General features: G+C 44.5%; 17 protein-coding genes. 10 read left to right on the top strand and 7 right to left on the bottom strand.

Going from position 1 to position 21,198, the window contains the following annotated elements; all coding sequences use genetic code 11:
• Window positions 1–345 precede the first annotated feature (345 nt).
• Together L0991_17610 and L0991_17615 are read right to left on the bottom strand one after the other, a co-directional pair.
• Window positions 346–1,593 (bottom strand): hypothetical protein, encoded by a 1,248-nt coding sequence (locus tag L0991_17610; protein XGB65346.1) that lies wholly within the window; start codon window positions 1,591–1,593, stop codon window positions 346–348.
• Window positions 1,594–1,802: 209 nt separating this feature from the next.
• On the bottom strand, window positions 1,803–2,591 hold the full coding sequence (locus L0991_17615; GenBank protein XGB65347.1) for a helix-turn-helix transcriptional regulator: 789 nt from the start codon (window positions 2,589–2,591) through the stop codon (window positions 1,803–1,805).
• A 99-nt stretch (window positions 2,592–2,690) separates the two neighbouring features.
• On the opposite strand from L0991_17615, the gene L0991_17620 reads away from it, so the two are divergent.
• From L0991_17620 to L0991_17635, 4 genes are all read left to right on the top strand, one after another.
• Window positions 2,691–3,584 carry a DMT family transporter gene (locus L0991_17620; GenBank protein ID XGB65348.1) on the top strand — a complete coding sequence of 298 codons (894 nt, stop codon included), beginning with the start codon at window positions 2,691–2,693 and terminating at the stop codon, window positions 3,582–3,584.
• A gap of 192 nt (window positions 3,585–3,776) precedes the next feature.
• Complete coding sequence (locus L0991_17625; protein ID XGB65349.1) at window positions 3,777–5,399, top strand: peptide ABC transporter substrate-binding protein; 1,623 nt, start codon at window positions 3,777–3,779, stop codon at window positions 5,397–5,399.
• Window positions 5,400–5,760: 361 nt separating this feature from the next.
• On the top strand, window positions 5,761–6,264 hold the full coding sequence (locus L0991_17630; protein XGB65350.1) for an acyl-CoA thioesterase: 504 nt from the start codon (window positions 5,761–5,763) through the stop codon (window positions 6,262–6,264).
• Between the two features lie 279 nt (window positions 6,265–6,543).
• Complete coding sequence (locus L0991_17635; GenBank protein XGB65351.1) at window positions 6,544–6,789, top strand: hypothetical protein; 246 nt, start codon at window positions 6,544–6,546, stop codon at window positions 6,787–6,789.
• Window positions 6,790–7,375: 586 nt separating this feature from the next.
• Here L0991_17635 and malG read toward each other — a convergent pair.
• From malG to malE, 3 genes are all read right to left on the bottom strand, one after another.
• On the bottom strand, window positions 7,376–8,266 hold the full coding sequence (gene malG, locus L0991_17640) for a maltose ABC transporter permease MalG (protein ID XGB65352.1): 891 nt from the start codon (window positions 8,264–8,266) through the stop codon (window positions 7,376–7,378).
• Between the two features lie 11 nt (window positions 8,267–8,277).
• Window positions 8,278–9,849 carry a maltose ABC transporter permease MalF gene (gene malF, locus L0991_17645; GenBank protein XGB65353.1) on the bottom strand — a complete coding sequence of 524 codons (1,572 nt, stop codon included), beginning with the start codon at window positions 9,847–9,849 and terminating at the stop codon, window positions 8,278–8,280.
• Between the two features lie 81 nt (window positions 9,850–9,930).
• Complete coding sequence (malE, locus tag L0991_17650) at window positions 9,931–11,115, bottom strand: maltose/maltodextrin ABC transporter substrate-binding protein MalE (GenBank protein XGB65354.1); 1,185 nt, start codon at window positions 11,113–11,115, stop codon at window positions 9,931–9,933.
• Between the two features lie 663 nt (window positions 11,116–11,778).
• Here malE and malK point away from each other — a divergent pair.
• On the top strand, window positions 11,779–12,891 hold the full coding sequence (gene malK / locus L0991_17655) for a maltose/maltodextrin ABC transporter ATP-binding protein MalK (GenBank protein XGB65355.1): 1,113 nt from the start codon (window positions 11,779–11,781) through the stop codon (window positions 12,889–12,891).
• A 212-nt stretch (window positions 12,892–13,103) separates the two neighbouring features.
• On the opposite strand, the gene L0991_17660 is transcribed toward malK, so the two are convergent.
• Together L0991_17660 and L0991_17665 are read right to left on the bottom strand one after the other, a co-directional pair.
• Window positions 13,104–13,304 carry a restriction endonuclease subunit S gene (locus tag L0991_17660; protein XGB65356.1) on the bottom strand — a complete coding sequence of 67 codons (201 nt, stop codon included), beginning with the start codon at window positions 13,302–13,304 and terminating at the stop codon, window positions 13,104–13,106.
• A 212-nt stretch (window positions 13,305–13,516) separates the two neighbouring features.
• Window positions 13,517–15,433, bottom strand: coding sequence for a methyl-accepting chemotaxis protein (locus L0991_17665; protein ID XGB65357.1), 1,917 nt, complete (start codon window positions 15,431–15,433; stop codon window positions 13,517–13,519).
• 462 nt (window positions 15,434–15,895) lie between these two features.
• Between L0991_17665 and L0991_17670 the strand changes: the two genes are divergently transcribed.
• Genes L0991_17670 through L0991_17690 form a run of 5 tightly spaced genes read left to right on the top strand, consistent with a single transcriptional unit; the run spans window position 15,896 to window position 21,198 of the window.
• Entirely contained in the window at window positions 15,896–16,852 is a 957-nt protein-coding gene (locus L0991_17670) for a MoxR family ATPase (GenBank protein XGB65358.1), read from the top strand.
• A 10-nt stretch (window positions 16,853–16,862) separates the two neighbouring features.
• On the top strand, window positions 16,863–17,789 hold the full coding sequence (locus L0991_17675) for a DUF58 domain-containing protein (protein ID XGB65359.1): 927 nt from the start codon (window positions 16,863–16,865) through the stop codon (window positions 17,787–17,789).
• Window positions 17,786–18,271, top strand: coding sequence for a DUF4381 domain-containing protein (locus tag L0991_17680; GenBank protein ID XGB65360.1), 486 nt, complete (start codon window positions 17,786–17,788; stop codon window positions 18,269–18,271). Before L0991_17675 ends, L0991_17680 begins: the two co-directional genes overlap by 4 nt.
• The gene (locus L0991_17685) at window positions 18,264–19,256 is read left to right on the top strand and encodes a VWA domain-containing protein (protein XGB65361.1); all 993 of its coding nucleotides are present in this window, start codon (window positions 18,264–18,266) and stop codon (window positions 19,254–19,256) included. Before L0991_17680 ends, L0991_17685 begins: the two co-directional genes overlap by 8 nt.
• Window positions 19,249–21,198: a VWA domain-containing protein gene (locus L0991_17690; GenBank protein XGB65362.1), complete on the top strand. Its 1,950-nt coding sequence runs from the start codon at window positions 19,249–19,251 to the stop codon at window positions 21,196–21,198. Before L0991_17685 ends, L0991_17690 begins: the two co-directional genes overlap by 8 nt.

Below are 21,198 nucleotides of genomic sequence, written 5' to 3' on the forward strand. Positions count from 1 at the left end.
TATCTGTATCAAAACCGCCCAGACAGTAAATAGCTATCCGGTTGATAGTTAAGATATGGATAAGGAATTAAGCCCCTACTGCATGGGTTTACTTATTAACGAATACTTCGTTTTCACAAGAATATTGTCGTGTACATGCCTTTGATGTAACAGCACATTTATTAAACAAATCTAAGTTTATGATCAAATATTCGTCGGTGGCGGCCGCATAAATAGCAGAGAATAAAGAAAGGAATATATAGCGTACTAAATGTGCCAAGCACTATTGCAGCAGCTAGCGCAAACAACACATTTGCGCTAGCTGACAAGCCTAGTTATGGCTCACTGTATAAGGTTAATTGAAAGCTATTGTGTCAAATCAGCCTTAATCTGATCAACTTGATTCGCCAGAGAAGTATCTTGGAAATATTCACTGTGTGTTTTTCCTAAGTACAGCTTCTTGTTTGTAACTCGTTGATCCAACTTATCTTTAATAACAGTACCTTGTACTAACTTGTTGTTTAGCTCGTTGGCAATAGTAGAGCTGTCTGATACTTTGTTTCCTTTCGTATCATAATAACGAACTTTGCCAATATTCTTATCAAATGGATCACAGTAGGCTATGCCTAAATCACCACTTTCAATAATGTTGTTGTATTGGGCTTTGGTGATTGGTGCCTCTTTATTTGATGCGAATTGGCTACCTCGAACACACCAATTAATTCGGGTACCTACATCTGGGAAATACGCCGAAATTAAGTTAACGGCATAATATAAATCAGGGTCTGACAGATTTCGTTTTGCATAGATATCAATCACCTTACCGCCAACCACTTGGTACTCAACGCCCCCATTGTCATAAGACTCTAAAAAGTAGCTGTTTCTAAACATCTCGCTGAAGCTGACATTATCAACAGAACGCCCGCTATCAGATTTGAAGCTCTTCAGTTGCTGCTTATGCTTGACGTTGCCTGTGATAATGTTGGTCACTAAACCAATCACCGTGTTTTTCGCAGTATCACTTTGCCAGGCTGTATAGTTGCTTATGTTTTGTTGAGGTGTCTTTGTTACAGCATCAGCTTTAACACTGTACTTATAACGAAGCTCAGTAATGTCGTCGCCAACCTTAGTTTCCTTAGCATCTGGTTTGTAACGGCGAGCTTCGCAATCTTGGAAATTTGCATCGTAGTAGAAATAACTGATCCAATCTTTTGCCTCAATCATCTCTTTACTGTGAGCAGAATAATCGACGATTCCGTTTGCACCATAAACACCATAGAAACCTTTGAGATCTTTTTGTTCCTTAGCAGTTAATCCCTTGTTGAACTCATCATTCCAACCAAGACTGTAAATGTTAAACAAGTTCAGAGTCTTTTCGCACTGTTTAATATCGGTGGTACCAATAGTGTTAGCCGAATACATGGTAGGGCTGCTAGCGAATTTCTTTGCTGCATCATCTTTTGGATCAGCCACGCTACCTTTTGCTGGAGTGACCGACATTTGAGGCACGACTGTTTGTTTCTTTTGAGCCGGTGGAGCAGAGCCGCCGCCGCCCCCTCCGCATGCAGTAAGTGTGGCAACTAACGCTGATATGATTGAGATTTGGAACTTCAAGGTTTTCCTCGATACGTTAAGCAAGTGGTAAATAAATCATCACCGAATTACCGAAAGAAAACTAAACGCTTATATAACCAAATTAAAACCTTAAAAGAATCAGGTCTAGAGCCAAGCTAAAATAAAATTAATTTAGCCAAACAAAACAATAGCTTAGATATAAAAACAGTAACCTCCACACTGTTAATCGGAGGAATTAACTAAACCTATTACAACAAACGGTTCTTATATTGTTCGGGAGTTTGACCTGAATATTTCTTGAACATACTGATGAAAGGACTGGCTTGGTTGTAGCCTAACGTAAGCGCAACTTCTTTAACCGATTGCCCATTTCTTAGCAGATCCATTGAGTATAAATAACGAACGCGCAGTCGCCATTCAGTAAAACTCATGCCCAGTTCACTCTGGCAATGACGCGACAAAGTGCGCTCGGTAGCATGGACTTTCTCCGCCCAATCTTTCAACGAAACTTCATCCGTTGGGTTCTCTTCTATCGCCGCTAAAATAGGCGCAAGGTATTTGTTGTCGGTTGAAGGTAAGAAATGGTGTTCAACTTGACGCTCTGCGAGTTGATCCAATAAGACCTGGACCAGTCTCTTATCTGGTTCGGTTTGTGCAACGTTAATGTCACGCTGACGAAAGTCATCAATGATCGAAGAGACTATCGGCGTGATCTTAATAAGGCTAGTCTTTTCTGGAAGGTGCTGAGTTAACTCTGGGGCGATATTCAGTGAGCAGTAATCAAGTGGTTTACGGTTATAACTGCAGTGCCTAACCCCTGCTGGCACCCAAATTGCAAGATGTGGCGGCGCCAAGAAACGAGTTCCCTCTGCCTCCATTTCAAGAATCCCACCACTGATCAACTGAACCTGTCCCCATGGGTGACTGTGGACACGCGTTTCAGTATTCGATAAGAACGCTTCAAAATTCATAAATACGTTGGATGGTGCCTTATCAATTGATAAGGATGGGTGAAGGTTTCTTGGGTGTTTTTTCAAACTTGTCTTCCTATCGCGCCTGATGTCTTTTTAAAGATATCTGTAAGTATAACGACCTGTCAAACTAGCCGCATCAACTCATTTTGCGATGGAATTCACATGCATTATCTTTTACCTTTTTTCACAGTCTGTATCTGGGGTGCCAATGCGATAGTCAACAAGCTCGCTGCAAGCACCATCGAACCAAGCGCGATGAGTTTTTACCGTTGGTTTATTGCGATGTTAATTCTGACTCCTTTTTGCATTCGCTCGGTAATAAAACAATGGCCAATCATTAAACCTAACTTATCAAAGCTGGCTTTCCTTGGCTTTCTAGGTATGGTGTTGAACCAATCTTTAGGTTACTACGCAGGCTTAACCACTTCCGCTTCGAACATGGCTTTGATTACATCACTAGTGCCATTGATCAGCGTATTCCTTAGCGTTCCACTGCTTAACAAATCGATTTCAAGTTTGAGTATTGTAGGCGGTGTGTTGTCTCTGTCAGGCTTAGCATTAATGCTTGGTAAAGGCGATCCCCTATTCTTCATCCATCAAGAGTTAACGCAAGGCGATGGCTACATGTTAATCGCAGCTTGTGTGTATGCTTCATACTGCGTGTTGCTAAAACGCTGGAAAATGCCGATCAGCAATTGGGTAGTCATCTACATGCAAGGGATATTCGCGGTCGCGATGTTGGCTCCACTTTGGCTAACGAGTGATAAGCTAGTGCCTTCACAACAAGCCATTCCTTTGATCGCTTACGCAGCTGTAGCGGCTTCTATTTTAGCACCTTGGATGTGGGTCAAAGCGATTGACACGATTGGCGCTGATTCAAGTGCGATGTTCATGAACTTAATGCCTGTAGTCGCGATTGTATTGGCATCGACATGGTTAGGCGAAGAGATTAACCAGTTCCATATCATTGGCGGTATCATGGTCGTTTCTGGTGTTATCCTTGCTCAAGTAAAAAGAAAACCGAGACTGGAAGCGCCACTACCTCAACAAAGTTAGGTAAAGTTCCCATACTTTAAGCTTGCTACACACGAACAAGTTCCACTTAAGAATGCCTGCGTCACTCCGCAGGCATTTTCGTTTTGTTCACACCGCTTTCAAATTCCGTTAATGCACACTTGCTGTATTGCAACCTGTGTCCGAGTCATGTTTAATGCATTGAGTACTGTTTAAGTTGTAAAAGGAATTACAATGAATCAACCAAAGCTACCTCTGCTTATCTCATCGCTTATCGCTCTCTCTTCTGCTTCAGTTATTGCCGCTTCTGTGCCCTCTGGCACTTCACTCGCCAAAGAACAACATTTTGTTCGCGGTAACGGCGCAGAGCCAAATACGCTAGACCCTAGCTTCGTCAACTCAGGCATGCCAGGAGATATTATCGTCAACGATATGTTTGAAGGCTTTGTTATCGAGAACAGCGATGGACAAATCATTCCAGGACAAGCTGAAAGTTGGAAATTCAGAAACGGTGGCAAAACGGTCACATTCGTTTTAAAAGATGGTCTGAAGTGGTCAAATGGTGATCCTGTGACCGCAGCAGACTTTGTGTTTGGTTGGCAACGTGCCGTGTCTCCTAAAACGGGCAATAACACCGGTTTTGTTTTCTCGACGGCAAATATCGTCAACGCTAGTGAAATCCTAGCTGGAGACAAAGATCCCTCAGAGCTAGGCATTAAAGCACTCGACAATCGCACGGTAGAAATATTCTTATCGAAACCTACTCCCTACTTCATGAGTTTAATGAGTATTAAAACCTTCTTCCCTCTGCCAACTAAATTAGTAGAAGAGAAAGGAGATCAATGGACTCGTGCAGAAAACATTGCGACCAATGGTGCTTACACTCTCAGTAAATGGGTTCCCAATGAATACGTCGAAGTGACGAGAAATCCAAACTATTGGGATAACGATTCAACGGTTATTAATAAGGTAACCTACCTAGGGTTATCGTCTCAAAACGCTGAGCTTATTCGTTATCAGTCTGGTGAGATTGATATGACCAATCGCGTACAGCTTGAGTACTACCAAAAACTTGTCAAAGAGAGCCCAGAGCAAATTAAAGCGCAAGCTTTGCTAGGTTCTTACGTCTACTCGTTCAACACGCGTCAGGCACCATTTGATGATGTCAGAGTACGTCAAGCACTAAGCATGGCCGTGGACCGTGAAATACTAGTAGACAAAGTAACAGGGCAAGGTGAACCTGAAGCCTACAGCGTGACACCGAATAACATTCCTGACTACACGGCGCCGAAATCAGTATTTGAAGCATTAAATAGTGTCGAACGCCAAGCCAAAGCGAAACAGCTACTTGAAGACGCTGGATACAACGAAGCAAACCCTCTGAAATTCACACTCACCTATAACACCAGCGAGAACCACAAAAAAATTGCCATCGCAATTGCCTCGATGTGGAAGCCTCTCGGGGTGAACGTTGAATTACAAAACATGGAATGGAAAGCATACGTCGCAGCAAAAGGAACCGGAGACTATCAACTTGCTCGTTCATGGGCATTTGGCGATTACCCAGAACCTTCTGCTCTTCTAGAAGCATTCACTTGCGATCACACAGCAAACGAAAGCGGTTTCTGTAATCCAGAATACGATGAGCTTTTACAGCAAGCAAGCAAGACGGAAGATCAGGCTAATCGCTTTGCTTTATACCAGCATGCTGAGTCGATATTAAACGAATCTTCAGCAGTTATGCCTCTATATCACTACAATCACACTCGATTAGTGCGAAATACCCTCAAAGGCTTCCCAAACAACAATCCGAAAGGAAATATCTACGCGAAGGATCTATACTTCATACAACAGTAAAAGTGAGCTCAATAATAAAGACTTATAACTACCACTTTGGTGGTAATGAAGATAGAATCACTTTAACGAACCAGATAAAACAACGGTTAGTTGGCTAACATTATAAAGGTACCGCGATGAGTACCTAGCGGCTTAAAAACACCTAGCACTGCGCTAGGTGTTTTTTTTCAGTATCGAACTCCATGAGCCTATTCCTCAGCCTTATAAGCCCAACAAACATCAACCTTCACCTGCTTATCATCCGTTTGAAAAAATACTCGTAACCTTGAGATTATCCGCTTTAAATTATTTCGTCTTAAGTATATTGTTATTAGCAAGTAACACGCATGTTATGCAATAAAATAATAATGAAGGAAGACACATGAGCAGTAACAATAGCCGACAAGATGGTAAACGAGACGTTACTCTGCGTTTTTTAGCTGAACCCGGGGATGTGAACTTTGGTGGTAAGGTTCATGGTGGCGCAGCAATGAAATGGATCGATTTAGCGGCCTATGCTTGCTCTGCAGGATGGAGTGGCAAATATTGCATTACAGCCTACGCTGGTGGTATTCGATTTGTTGCCCCAATCCATGTAGGTAATTTGGTAGAAGTAAGTGCAAAAGTCATCTATACCGGCTCCTCTTCTATGCATATTGCTATCGATGTACAAGCCAGCGATCCTAAAGAATTGAACAACCGACTAACCACTCACTGTATCGTTATTATGGTTGCAGTAGATGAAAATGGTAACCCAACTAAAGTCCCAGAATGGATTCCAGAAACACCAGAAGACATCGAACTAAGAGATTCAGCTATTCGCCTCATGAACATGCGAAAGCAGATCGGTGAAGAGATGGAAGCGCACGTGAAGTACCTGAAATAAGGTTAACCATTAGCCCTACATTATCATTTAACCGCTATTTTTCAGCCCAAATAGTTTCAATGCCAGGCACTCGCTTGGCATTCGTTTGTCTAACCCTACCTTCCTATCTAATAAGCCCCAAAAGCACTCTGTTACGCCCATAGAACGTGATTCTCAGCCAACACTTAGAATGAATTGCCCTAAGCTAAATGATTTATTTTGACTGTAATAAAGTCGTCATTTTGCTCTGGTTAAATACCGCCAATCATAATGGATGTATTAAATTTCCCGGAGCCACACTTGAGCGTCACACGCCCCACTCTTAGCGAAGCTACACTGAACAATTTGAAGGCTGTTGAGTACCAATGGGTTAGAACTTTGTACGTCGAAGGCTACGACAGTAATGAGATCAACCACTACATCCAAACCTGTTTCGGCGGTGACTCGACGTTTGCGGACCTGTTTCGTCGCGTGGCCTTGGATCAAGAAAGTATCTATGTATTACTGCAACACCTTGGATGCGCTCCTTCAAGTAAAGAGTTCTAACTAAATACTCAACCAAACACTTCACAAAACTAATACCCAAAACACCTTATATAAGCACATGAAATAACGAGCAAAAGCTCTAATAGGGACAATTGTGTCTATGTCCTTTTTTTATGCAATATCTATAGTTGTTGCATACAAATCATTGAAGTATCACGCAATGGAATATTAGCAATATATCAATAGACTAATCGCCCCTTATACTGAATGTCTGATTTGTGAGACTAGTTCATTTCCTCAAGTAACCGAGATGATGCAGTCAATGTTTAGGAGAGAAGTGACTCGAAACTTTGAATACTTAAGCCGTTGTAAACGTAACAACCGAGCTGGGTAGACAGTTAACGAGTAAAGCTGACACAAAGGTAAGATTAAAAACAGCAGGCATAAAAAAACCCAAGTAAATACCTGGGTTAGAGTTACAAAAACCACTAATCATTAATAGCGTAAGGAACCTGATTAGTAGCCAGCTATGCGTAACCTGAGGGTTATTTTTATTACTGATCGGCGGCCAAACCAAATGATGTAATAAAAATGCCAATATAGAGCGACCTAGTGGTCGCTCTTTTTCTTTCTTATAGGATACAGCTTATCCTTTTACACCACCCGCCGTCAAACCGCCAACTAACCAACGTTGAGCCAGTAAGAACACGATAGTGATAGGAAGCGCTGAAAGTACAGCCGCTGCCGCAAAGTCACCCCATAAGTAGTTCTGAGGATATAGGTATTGCTGCATACCTACTGCTAGCGTGTAAGAGTTCACATCGGTAAGTAGGATAGACGCTACTGGAACCTCACCAACTGTCGCAATGAAAGATAGGATAAACACAACTGCTAGAATTGGCACAGACAGCGGTAGTAGAACCAGTCTGAATGCTTGCCATGGCGTAGCACCGTCTAGTGCTGCCGCTTCTTCTAGAGAGTTATCAATCGTCTCAAAGTAGCCTTTGATCGTCCATACGTGTAGTGCGATACCGCCTAAGTAAGAGAAGATCAAACCACCGTGCGTATTCAAACCTAAGAACGGTACGTATTGTCCAAGTTTGTCGAACAGCGCGTAAATCGCTACAAGAGCCAATACCGCTGGGAACATTTGGAAAATCATCATCGCTTTCAGGATTGTGTTTTTACCTTTAAAGCGCATACGAGCAAACGCGTAAGCTGATGTCGTAGACAGTGCCACAATCAGAATCGATGTAATACCCGCCACTTTCACTGAGTTCCACAACCAAGTCAGTACTGGGAATGGTGGTGTTGTTACCGAACCATCCGCGTTTGTTACTGAGATACCTAGTGCAAGTTTCCAGTGCTCCAGCGATGGATTATCTGGAATCAAGCTACCCGTTGCGAAGTTACCTTCACGGAACGAGATCGCGATGATCATCAGTAGTGGGAAGATAATCATTGCCAGGAAGCACCACAGCAGTGCATGTGTTGCCCACACTCGGTATTTAAGGCCTTTACCTTGTACCATAGCCATTGTCGTGCTCCTTAATCTTGAGACAGTTTAGTGAAACGAAGGTTTAGTAACGCTAGTGCACCAACCAATAGGAAGATAAGCGTCGCGATAGCACTTGCTAGACCGAAGTCTTGACCGCCGCCGCCTTCGAATGCAATTCGGTAGGTGTAGCTTACAAGCAAGTCTGTGTAACCCGCTGGCTCAGAAGTGCCAATCATGTTCGGGCCACCGTTCGTTAATAGTTGAATCATTACGAAGTTGTTGAAGTTAAAGGCGAACGCTGCAATCAATAGCGGTGTTAGCGGCTTAATCATCAATGGGAAAGTGATTCGCTTGAAGTTATCAAGGAAGTTCGCACCATCGATTGCTGACGCTTCGTATAGGTCATCAGGAATCGCTTTAAGCAGACCCATACATAGAATCATCATGTAAGGGAAACCTAGCCATGTGTTTACAATCAACACCATGGTTTTCGCAAGAATCGGGTCAGAGAACCAGTTCGGGCTTAGGCCGAAGATATTCTCAAGTACCATGTTGATCTCACCAAAGCTCTGGTTGAATAGGCCTTTAAAGATAAGAATCGAGATGAACGCTGGTACCGCGTAAGGCAGAATAAGCAGAACTCGGTAAATAGAACGACCTTTCAGCTCTTCCCACTGTACGATGTTTGCAAGTACAAGACCGATAATCAGAGTGAACGCCACAGTACATACAGAGAAAATAACCGTCCAGATGAAGATGCTGATGAAAGGTTCTTTAATACCGTCATCTTTCCATACACGTTCAAAGTTGTGCGTACCGATGCCAACGACAAAGCCAGGAGAAATAGTGTTACCAGTAAACTCACCGTTTGCATCAACAGGTTGGTAGAAACCGACTTCCATATTTGGCTTTAATACATCACCAGTTTCATTGTTAACCAGTGTTTCGCCATCTTCTTGTAGCGTGTAAAGCGGAGCAACAGAGGCAAACTTACGCAAACCGCTCATGCGGATGTCATCGCCGTTTGGCAGGTGGAAATCTACGCCACTGATCGCTGCTCGGTTTTGAATGATCGCTTTGATCTTCTCTTTTTCACCTTGAGCCGACTCGATAACCGATAGGTCCATATCTGTCGCTGTCATACCTTCTAACGAAAATACATCAGTCGCTAACAGTTGGTCGCCATCTTTAACCACGATTTGGTGGCCGTTATCTGTTTTGTACAAAGTGAATGGGTAGCTTTCGCCGCTTTGGAAAGAGCGGTCTAAAAGAACGGTTTGAGTACGTTCTAGAGAAAGTTGGTTTTTTGCGCTGTAGTTAGTAAACGCCAGCCCAACGGTGTATGCCAATGGGAAAAGAATGAACAAGATCATTCCGGCAATACCCGGGTAAATATAACGGTGGGCGTAAGTTTTCTTACTACCAAAAATGTAAAGAGCTAAAGCCGTTAAGATCACTGTAAGCAGCGCAAAAGCGAGCTCACCGCGAGAATACATTAGAATTGTAGCGTAGCCGTTAATTAAGCCAACGCTACCAAGCAACCCCCATTTGATGAAGACGCTTTTACTGCCTGGAAGGCTTGATGGTGCTGGGATAGCATCTGTACCTTGAACTGACTGCATAGAGGAACCTGCTAGCGATATAGATAAAAAATAGAAAAGTAAGGAGAGGTTGCCCTCTCCTTAAAAGGTAGTGCTTAGTTATTACTTAGTCATGCGAGCTTCAGCACCTTTCAGCGCTTGGTCTACTGTTTGACGACCATCAACTACGTTGCCGATCGCTTCTTCCATGCTGTACCAGAACGTTGTGAACTGAGGGATGTTAGGCATGATTTCGCCGTTCATCGCGTTGTCCATCGTTGCTGCGATACGAGTGTCGCTGTCTAGTTGACGTTGGAAAGAGTTTAGAGCAACAGCGCCAAGTGGTTTGTCGTCATTCAGGCTCTTCATACCTTCATCAGTCAGTAGGTAGTTTTCCATGAACTCAACCGCCAGGTCACGGTTTGGAGAAGCTGTGCTGATACCACCAGCCCATACGCCAACGAAAGGTTTAGATGCTTTACCGTTGAACTTAGGTAGCGTTGCTACGCCGTAGTCTACGCCAGCTTTCTCGATGTTTGCCCAGCCCCAAGGACCGTTGATTGTCATTGCAACGTTACCTGCAACGAACTCAGACTCAGCTACTGAGTAGTCCATGTCTGCAGAGATAACTTTGTCTTGTACCATCTTCTCGATGAAACCTAGAGACTTCTGAACACCTTCAGTGGCTACGCCTGCATCTTTAATGTCGTAACCTTCAGCAACCTGTTTGAATGCGTAACCGCCGTCAGCTGCTAGTAGAGGCCATGTGAAGTATGCGCCACCACGTAGAGGCCACATGATCGCTTTCTTGCCTTCTTTTTGAAGTTCAGCGTTAAGTGCTGGGATTTCTTCCCAAGACTTAGGTGGGTTAGGAACAAGTGCTTTGTTGTAGATTAGAGAAACTGACTCAACAGCTACTGGGTAAGCGATTGTTTTACCTTCGTAAGAAACTGCGTCCCATGCGAAGTCTACGATACCTTCTTTTGTTTCTTTAGAAGGTTTGATATCAACAAGAAGACCCGCTTCCGCAAAACCACCAAAACGGTCGTGTGCGTAGAAAATCATGTCTGGGCCGTCACCAGCCGCTGCAACTTGAGAGAACTTCTCTTCTAGTTTGTCAGGGAAAGCTACTGTTACTTTAACGCCAGTGTCTTCTTCAAAGCGTTTACCTACTTCAGCCATGCCTTCGTAAGCTTTGTCACCACCTACCCAGATTGTTAGTTGTCCTTCTTCGATAGCAGCGTTTGCACCAAAAGAACCCAGAGCAACTAATGTACCTAGAGCTACAGCGCTTAGAGCGTTTTTCATGTGAATATCCTTTTTATATTTATACGTAGGGCACATCAACCAAGACGAGCCAGTTTTCGACGGTTATGATCTGAGAAAACAACGTACAGCTCATCATCCTAGCCACTACGCCCTAGCTATTATGGCTTAAATTCGTGATCACCATCCGGTCAGATTAGAGACTAAAATCACAAAACACACACTCATCGTGATCGGCATCACCGTTACGCGGTGGATTTATTTGAACTGGATCGCTAATTATTATTGGGCCCATTTATCTACTCCTCCCCTCCTACTCCCCCTAGTTAATTTTCCATTAGGAGGATGTACGCTTACGCTAATTCACCGAAACTGCACTCATCCAAGAGTGGATAGTAAGAACCCTTTACCAGCGAGTATTATGTGTATCGCATGATTCATTAAGTTGGCTTAACTGCCCGCTGTTGTCTTTATTAAGCATCAAGCTAAATCTGTGATGGAATCACGGGGGAGGTTTAGCTTGTTGTGGGGGAAATAGGCACCAGTTTGGCAATGACGGGTGGGCTTGGGTAAAGAATCCAAGTCCCACCCACTTTTTTCTTACTCACTCAGTACTTACCAATTCCTACAGTTACTGCTGACCCAAAAATTTCTTATAATGATAAGCAGTAAAACTTAAAATTTGATCGATCGAGGACAAGCTAGATGGCGAGTGTCACTTTAAAAAACGTTTATAAATCATATGGCGATGTACAGATTTCTAAGGACGTAAACTTAGAGATCAACGAAGGTGAATTCGTCGTATTCGTTGGACCATCAGGCTGTGGTAAATCGACGCTGTTACGTTGTATCGCAGGTCTAGAAGACATCACTTCCGGTGATTTGTACATTGGCGACGAACGTATGAACGACGTTGAGCCATCAAAGCGTGGCGTAGGTATGGTATTCCAATCATACGCGCTATACCCTCACCTAAACCTTTACGACAACATGTCTTTTGGCCTTAAGCTAGCGAAAGCAGATAAAGCTGAAATCGATAAGCGTGTTGAACATGCTGCTGAAATCCTGCAGCTTGGTCACCTACTAGAGCGTCAACCTAAAGCGCTTTCTGGTGGTCAACGTCAGCGTGTTGCGATTGGTCGTACACTGGTATCTCAACCAAACGTATTCCTACTGGATGAGCCGCTATCTAACCTAGATGCTGCGCTTCGTGTTCAAATGCGTTCACAAATCACGAAACTACAGCGCCAGCTTGGCTGCACCATGATCTACGTTACCCACGACCAAGTGGAAGCGATGACAATGGCTGACAAAATCGTTGTTCTTGATGGTGGTTACGTATCTCAAGTTGGTAAGCCACTGGATCTTTACCACTACCCTCAAAACCGTTTTGTTGCTGGCTTCATTGGCTCACCTAAGATGAACTTTATGTCAGTTCATATTGAACAAGCTGAAGCAGAACGCGTACTGGTTCAACTTTCAAACGGCACGACTTTCTGGATCCCTGTTGATGGCACAACCGTTAACGTTGGTGACCGTATGTCACTGGGTGTTCGTCCTGAGCACTTGATGTCTGCTGACCAAGGCGACGCAACGATCGAAGGCGAAGTGATGATCGTTGAGAAACTAGGTAACGAAACTCAGGTTTACCTAAACCTTGAAAGTGCTGATGCAGACGTTATCTACCGTCAACCAGACACACTGACAGTAGAGCCTGGCGACAAGCTTGCTATCGGTATCCCAGCGCACCGTTGTCACCTGTTCCACAGCGATGGCAAAGCATGTCGTCGTCTGTACAAAGAGTACGGCACTGAATAAGCGCTAAGCCTTTAAGATATAACTTGCCCAATTCAAATCCCTCTTACGCTGTAAGGGGGATTTTTCTTTAGATTCGACCTATATTAGTAAGCAATAAAAACCAGTAAGCAATAAAAAAGGCCTAGCGTGTGCTAGACCTTTAACTGTTCTGTTTGAGCCTTAGCCCAACTAATCACTTAACAGTACCATCCAAAAGTAGGTTTGTTTTAAGCTTAGTGGATTGGCGTATCATTCTTTTTGTTGAACTGACCAAAGTGCGCTTCTAATACTTCAGGTGTCAGTTTGCCTTCCGCTTCTAGTCGCTTAAATTCAGCAACGATCGCTTTCTGCTCTTCAAGTGATGGCAGTTTTACCTCAGGCTCATCGCCCATCTCTTGAGTCATCTGCTCTAGTTCTTTTTCAAAATCGCTCATGATACATACTTACCTAAATATTAAACCTAACCAGATTTTACTCATTTCCGCCCTATGATGCTAGGTTGATTGAAAGCAAAGCCCGAAACCAGATCAAGCTAAATGCAGTTAGAAGCAAATGAGCTCACCAATAAAAAGAGCTGGATTCACGATGAAATGAATCCAGCTCTTCGTCTATATCACTTTCTAAGCCATGTTACCGCTTGAAAGGATTAAAGCTTAAATGAACCAACCATCTTATCTAGGCGAGAAGACAAGTCACGAAGCTCTTGGCTCGCTTCAGCAAGTTGTTCAGCTGTGCCAGTTGTAACTTCGTTGATCGCGTTGATCTCTTCGATGTTCTGGTTAATGGTGTGAACCACCGTTGATTGCTCTTCAGTTGCTGTCGCGACTTGCGTGTTACGGTCAGAGATATCAACGATACGGTCAGAAATACCGCCCAATACATCGACCGCTTCATCTGATGCTGATACACCTTCAAGCGTAATCACTTTGCCCGCACTCATTGCCGTTACCGCATCTTTTGCATCGCTTTGCAGTTGGTTGATCATCTTCTGAATCTCTTCCGTTGAGTCCGCAGTGCGACTTGCTAGATTGCGAACTTCATCCGCTACTACCGCAAAACCACGACCTTGCTCACCGGCACGTGCAGCTTCAATCGCAGCGTTCAATGCAAGTAAGTTGGTTTGCTCTGAAATATCACGGATAACACCCAGAATAGAGCCAATGTCTTGAGTGGTAGAAGCCAGTTGCTCTACTACCTGCCCAGTGCTTTCGATGTCTTGAGCCAAACGGCTGATCGCATCTTTTGCTTTGTTCACAACAGAACGGCCAACTTCTGTATTGCCTGAAGCTTGTGTTGCCGTTTCAGCAGCGGTTGCCGCGTTCGATGCAATCTCACTGATGGTCATACCCATCTGGTTGATTGCAGCCACCACTTGAAGGGTCTGGTCACGTTGCTCTTGGCTGTTGTCATGGGTGATGTGTGCTTTGTTAGAAACACTCTCTGCCGCCACTTGAAGCGCTTGGCTTGTAGAGCATACTTCTTTCATAGACTCGTGAATCTTCTCAATGAAGCCGTTGAAGCCTTTTGAAAGCTGAGCGATTTCATCATTGCCTTTCACTTCTATACGCTGTGCAAGGTCACCGTCACCTTCACCAAGGTCACTGAAACGCTTAGCCAGTAGCTTAATTGGCTGAGTAATGCTGTTTGCTAACACTACGCCCATTAAGATAAAGGCTAATGCCACAACCGCAGTCATGATCAGCATCTTTTGTGCTGTCTCATCTAGCTCAGCAAACACCTCACCCGTTGGTACCACGCCAATAACAAACCAGTCCATTGAAGACACATACAAACTTGCGACAAACAGTTCTTGGCCTTGGCTTTCCGTTGTGATCAGGTTAAAGCCTGATTTATTCAGAAGTTGGCTCGCTTGAGGACCGTAAAGTTGTTGAAGAGAAGAGTCACTGCGAGAACGCTCACGGTGAATCTGCACGTCACCTTGGCTGTCGGTTAAGAACACAAAGCCAGTGTTCTCAATTTTGAAACCATTAAGCAGGCTCACCATGTCGTCCATCGATTTTGATAGACCAGACATCGCTAAACCAGAAGGCTGTTGGTAGTTAGCGAACATCTTCACTTCACCGTTCGCTTCTTGGAACATGCTTACCATGGTTGGCTGCCCAGATTGAGTAAAGCCAAAGAACCAACCATCTTGTTGCTGGTTAAGTTGGCGTAGGAAGCCATTCTGGTTCCAGTAATACGCTGTTTGACGGTTCGCTACTGAAGCATCATTTAAGTTGTATTGGTTACGCACATTATTCAGTTGTTTAACCAACTTACTCTCTAACGCTGGATCGCGATCTGTCGACTCGATTGCATCAGAAATGAATTCATTTGAAGCAATTTGCTCTGCGGCCAACAATAGCTGGGAAACTTCACGGTCAATCTCACCATTGATTCGCTCTAGCATTCCAGGAAGTTCAATATCGACCAGTCGATGACTCAATACATCTCGTGCTTGTTGCTGCGCCATCGCGCCAACAATAACCGTAGAGGCAAGAACCGCAAAAGTAATACCCAGTACTACCTTTTGCTTAATACTCAGAGAGTTAGCTTTAAACATATTTGGACCTTTAAAAAGAATCGCTCTTAATTTGTATCCCAAAACAGGGCTTTTTCGTGCATTCTTAGGCTGGAATGCACAGTCTGAGTTATGTATCGGCAGGGATTGATAAAACTAGAGACTTTTCTCACAAAAAAACGCAAACGCAATGCAACGAGACAAATCATTCAACATACACATCAAATGAAACAGAAAAAACCTAGCCAATATTTTTATTAATCATAAAATTCAACACGTTAAATTAAGACGTGTTGAACAAAAATATGAGAATCACCACAGCTTTATTATATAAATATCGACCAATGTGATAAAAATCGCCTGATAAACGGGTTGCTCGCTAAGCGCTTGTAATTCATTCCAAATTTGAAAAGATAAATTACGTGGATATACCGGAACTTTTTGCTTTCAAGAAGTGACCAATACTCACAATAAAAAATCAAATGGCTACCCAGAGAGTCCAAAATGCACAAAACAAATTTCGAAGTCCTTCAAAACTATTTAGAGTCTCAAATCATTGGTCAGCAAGAGCTCGTCAAACAACTGATGATCGCACTACTTGCCGATGGTCATATTCTGGTTGAAGGTCCTCCAGGGTTAGCGAAGACCCGTGCAGTCAAATCACTGGCTGATTGTGTGGAAGGGGATTTTCACCGCATTCAATTTACCCCAGACTTACTGCCTGCCGACTTAACGGGCACCGATATCTTCCGACCAGAGACAGGCGAATTTACGTTCCAATCTGGGCCGATCTTTAACTCACTTATCCTAGCGGATGAGATCAACCGTGCTCCTGCAAAAGTGCAAGCAGCGATGCTAGAAGCAATGGCGGAGAAGCAAGTTACTGCTGGCAGAAAAACCTACGCCCTACCTGACCTGTTTTTGGTGATGGCGACACAGAACCCGATTGAGCAAGAAGGCACATACCCACTGCCAGAAGCTCAATTAGACCGTTTCCTGCTACACCTAGAAGTTGAATACCCAGACATGGAAAGTGAGCTTGAGATCCTGCGACTCAACCGCGGCGAAGCTCAAGGTAACGAATCGGTACAGCCACAAGAGATCTCTCAGCAGACTATCTTTGAAGCGCGCCAAGAAGTACTCAATATCCACATGGCAGACACCATTGAGCAGTACATCATCAGACTGGTAATGGCGACTCGCCAACCTAAGCAGTACAGCGACCAGCTTGATCAGTGGTTAGATATGGGTGTGAGTCCACGTGCGACTATCGCTCTCGACCGCTGCGCTCGCGCACATGCTTGGCTTGCAGGCCGCGACTATGTCACACCACAAGATGTTCAAACGATGGCATTTCCTGTCTTGCGTCACCGCCTACTTCGTAGCTACCACGCACAAGCTGAAGGTGTCACAGCAAACCAAGTGATTGCACACCTAATTTCGTTGGTTGGTAGCGCATAGGAACACGCGCATGAATAATTTATTACCCAACCACAGTGACGGCGTGAAGCTGAACCTGGACGAACTGCTGCAGTACAAAGCGCAGTCTGTTCGATGGTTGCCTCCAGCGAAAAGCCTCTGGTCACAGCTTAATGGTCAACACGAAAGTAACCGCAAAGGTCGTGGGATGAATTTCTCAGAAGTTCGCCAGTACCAAGCGGGTGATGACATACGCAGCATTGACTGGCGAGTAACGGCAAGAACAGGCAAAGCGCACACTAAGTTGTTCTCTGAAGAGAGAGAACAACCTGTCATCTTGTACTTGGATTTATCAAGCAGCATGATTTTCGGCTCAACCTTATTGCTGAAATCGGTTCAACTTGCGCACTTTGCTAGTCAGTTGTGCTGGATAACCGTCGCTCAAAAAGACCGAATTGGCGCAGTCATCGATACCGGAAAAGAAATCATAGAAATCAAACCGAGTGGCAGTAACCATGCTCCTTTGCGTATTTTGCAAAAAGTCATAGAAATCAATAATGCAGCGCTAACTAACCACGATAATCGTTGCGATACTACCTTAGAGCATGGATTGAAGTCTCTTCATCAACTTTGCCCAAAAGGAAGCGATATTATCCTCCTCAGTGACTTTGTACGTTACCACGAAAGTGATTACTCACTTATCAGTCAAATACGCCGACACAACAGAGTACGCCTGGTACATTTTTATGACCCGCTAGAGCAAGGTCAAACAGCCTATAAAGGCTCGAAACAAGTCACCGATGGCAGTAAAACGCAGTGGTTTAACTTCTCCTCCACCAAAGAGAAGCAAAAGCTCAACCACGCGTTCTCACTAAAAAAGCAGCAGCTACAAGAGTTGAGTTTATCTCTCGCGATACCCTATAGCTCGTTGTCGAGTGCACAGCCATTGATGAGCCAGATATCAGGAGCTCAGTCATGAAACAGCCCTTAGATTTAAGCCCTGTGATTACACCAGATGTACCAACATGGTGGCCTCTGGCGTGGGGTTGGTGGGCAGTAATTGTCACATCTATAATCCTGATTGCCTTGGTGTTTTTCATAGTAAAACGAAGAAAAAACAACCAGAAATCAAAGCAAGAAGCGCTGTCTTACTTCACTACGAGTCAGTCTTCAGATCATTTATCTCCAAGTGAAGCACAACGTATTCTACGTCAGGCTGCATTGAGCTACTTCCCACGTGAGAAAGTAGCAGGCCTAACGGGTGATGATTGGTTAAAGTTCTTAGACGCACAACTAAAAAAGCCGTTGTTTGTGGAGAAACAAGCTCAGTGGCAACAGTCACTCTATCAAGATACAACTTCGATGAATGACGAACAGCGTCAAAGCCAACAGCAATTGGTTGATGACTGCGAAACGTGGCTTCGTAAAGCCCTGCCCCCAAAGCGAGGTAGCCATGACTAATCTTATAAGCACTAACTGGTTAAACATCGAGTTCGTTTGGTGGTGGATGTTTTTCCTCGCACCACTGCCGTTTCTTATTTACTTATTCTCGCCTAAAGCAGAATCAAGCAGCGCTCTTAAGCTTCCATTTTTGCCAGAGGACAGCAATACCAAAACACCGTGTACTCGCTTACCAAAAGCATTGTCAGTGCTTATTTGGCTACTGCTAATCACGGCGAGCGCTCGTCCGGTCTGGTATGGCGAACCCGTTGAGTTTCAGCCGAAACACCGCGATTTGATGTTGGTCGTTGACCTCTCTTATTCGATGAGCCAAGAGGACATGCAATTCAATGGCGAGTACACCGATCGCTTATCAGCAGTGAAACATGTGTTGAGTGACTTCATTGAACGTCGTAAAGGCGACCGAGTTGGTTTGGTGCTCTTTGCCGATCATGCCTACCTACAAACACCTTTGACTTTGGACAGAGACACGCTGTCACAGCAACTCAATCAAGCGGTCCTAAGACTGATCGGTAATCAAACCGCAATTGGTGACGGCATTGGACTGGCGACCAAGACCTTTGTAGATAGTGATGCGCCTCAACGTGTGATGGTACTACTCAGCGACGGTAGTAATACCGCCGGCGTGTTAGACCCATTAGAGGCTGCAGATATTGCCAAGAAGTACAACGCAACCATCTACACCGTCGGTGTTGGCGCAGGCGAAATGATGGTTAAAGAGTTCTTCATGACTCGTAAAGTAAACACAGCTCAAGATCTCGATGAACGCACGCTAATGGAAATTGCCAAACGCACTGGCGGTCAATACTTCCGAGCGCGTGACAGCAAAGAGCTGGCAACGATTTACGACACCATTAACCAGTTAGAACCCGTGACAAATGCCACCAAGATATGGCGACCACAACAAGAGTGGTTTGTATGGCCTTTGGCGGCTGCCATGTTCTTCGCATTTATGCTGTTAGCCATTAGGAGAAACAATGTCTAACTTTACTTTTATCTACCCATATTGGTTGTTGGCACTTGCTGCCCTGCCCGCTATTTGGTGGCTTAGCAAGAGACAATCAAAACAAGGGTTACTGGCGTCTCATATAGCGCGATATTTGGCTCCAGAATCAAGCAAACCGTCTAAAAAACGCAGCACTTACTTTGGTCTTTGGTGGTTGGTTGGTGTTATTGCACTAGCCGGACCAAGCTTTCAAAACAATGAGCAGCCTAGCTTTGAAAAAACGCAGGCACGAGTTGTGATGATGGATATGTCGATGTCACTCTACGCTACTGACATAAAGCCAAACCGTTTAACGCAAGTGCGATATAAAGCGCTCGATCTGCTCTCATTGTGGAAAGAGGGCTTAACCGGAATGGTTGCTTACGCTGGCGATGCTTATACCATTAGCCCGTTAACGTCAGACATCAATACGATTAAGAGCCAAGTGCCTAACTTGTCTCCAGATATCATGCCTTACCAAGGCAGTAACGCTCCCGCAGCAGTTAAGCTTGCCATTGAAATGATGACTCGCGCGAAGATCTACCAAGGTGATTTGGTACTCATTGCCGATGACATCGATGACCAAGAAAAGAAAGAGATCGACTCGCTACTATCTGGTGGCAATTGGACACTATCTATCTTGGCGGTGGGAAGTGAAAGTGGCGCACCAATCTCGTTACCAAGTGGATCAATGCTGCAAACCGACTCGGGACAGACGGTGGTAGCAAGAACCAACTTAAAGAACATGCGCGATCTTACACGCAGCTATGGTGGCACCTTTACTGAAGTTCAGTTTGATAATTCAGATGTCGAACACATCGCAAACTACCTCGACCGCATTGCAACAACGACGGAAGTGACCAAAACCAATAACTCACTTAACACCAGAGTCAACAATGGCTTTTGGCTACTGCCATTCCTATTGCTACCTGCGCTTGGACTTTTCCGAAAAGGCGTTATTTGGTGTGGGTTGGCTGTGGTTCTATCATTTAGCCAACCGAATGCTGCGTTTGCAAGCCCGTGGAAAACCGACGACCAGGTAGGTTATCAGTTTTATCAAGATGAAGATTTCCAGCAGGCTGCAGAACAATTCAAACAGCAAGAGTGGAAAGGCATCTCACAATACAAAGCGGGTGACTTCGAAGCTGCTGAGCAAACACTACAAGGTTTGACTGACGAAAGTGCTCGCTACAACCTTGCGAATGCTCAAGCACAACAAGGCAAGTACGATCAAGCGATTGAAGAGTATCAACGTATTCTCCAAAACAACCCAGATCATGAGTATGCGAAGAACAACCTAGAAATCGTCAAACAAGCCCAGCAACAGCAACAGCAACAGCAACAGCAACAGCAACAGCAAGATGATTCTGACTCCAAAGACCAAAAAGACCAAGACCAAGACCAAGACCAAGACCAGCAGAATCAGCAAGGTCAGCAAGGTCAGCAAGGTCAGCAAGGTCAGCAAGGTCAGCAAGGTCAGCAAGGTCAGCAAGGTCAGCAAGGTCAGCAAAATGATTCTTCACAAGGCTCGCAGGATCAACAGCAAAACTCTGCAGACGCTGAAAATTCGCAGAGCAAAGCTGATAGCCAATCTCAAAACGCAAACCAAGAGCAAGCCAAAGACCAATCGAGTGCAAACGCAGGCGACCAAGAGGGCGAGCAATCTAAGCAGCCAAATACAGCAAACCAGTCTGAGGAAAAAGAGCAAGATAAGTCGCAACCTCAAAGTGCAAGTGCACAGCAAGCTTCAGACGAGAAAGGTGATAAAGATGGTCAACAAGCTTTAGCACAAGCCTCAGAGAAGCCGCTATCAAATGACCCGGATATGCGAAAGCTTGAGCAGGTAGAGAGCGTCCGAGATCCAAGCCAGCTGCTTAAAGCGCAAATGATTTTACAAGCACAACAAAAAAGTGCCCCTAACAACCAGAACAAAAAGTGGTAA

It is taken from the genome of Vibrio chagasii, assembly GCA_041879415.1.
Classification (GTDB): domain Bacteria; phylum Pseudomonadota; class Gammaproteobacteria; order Enterobacterales; family Vibrionaceae; genus Vibrio.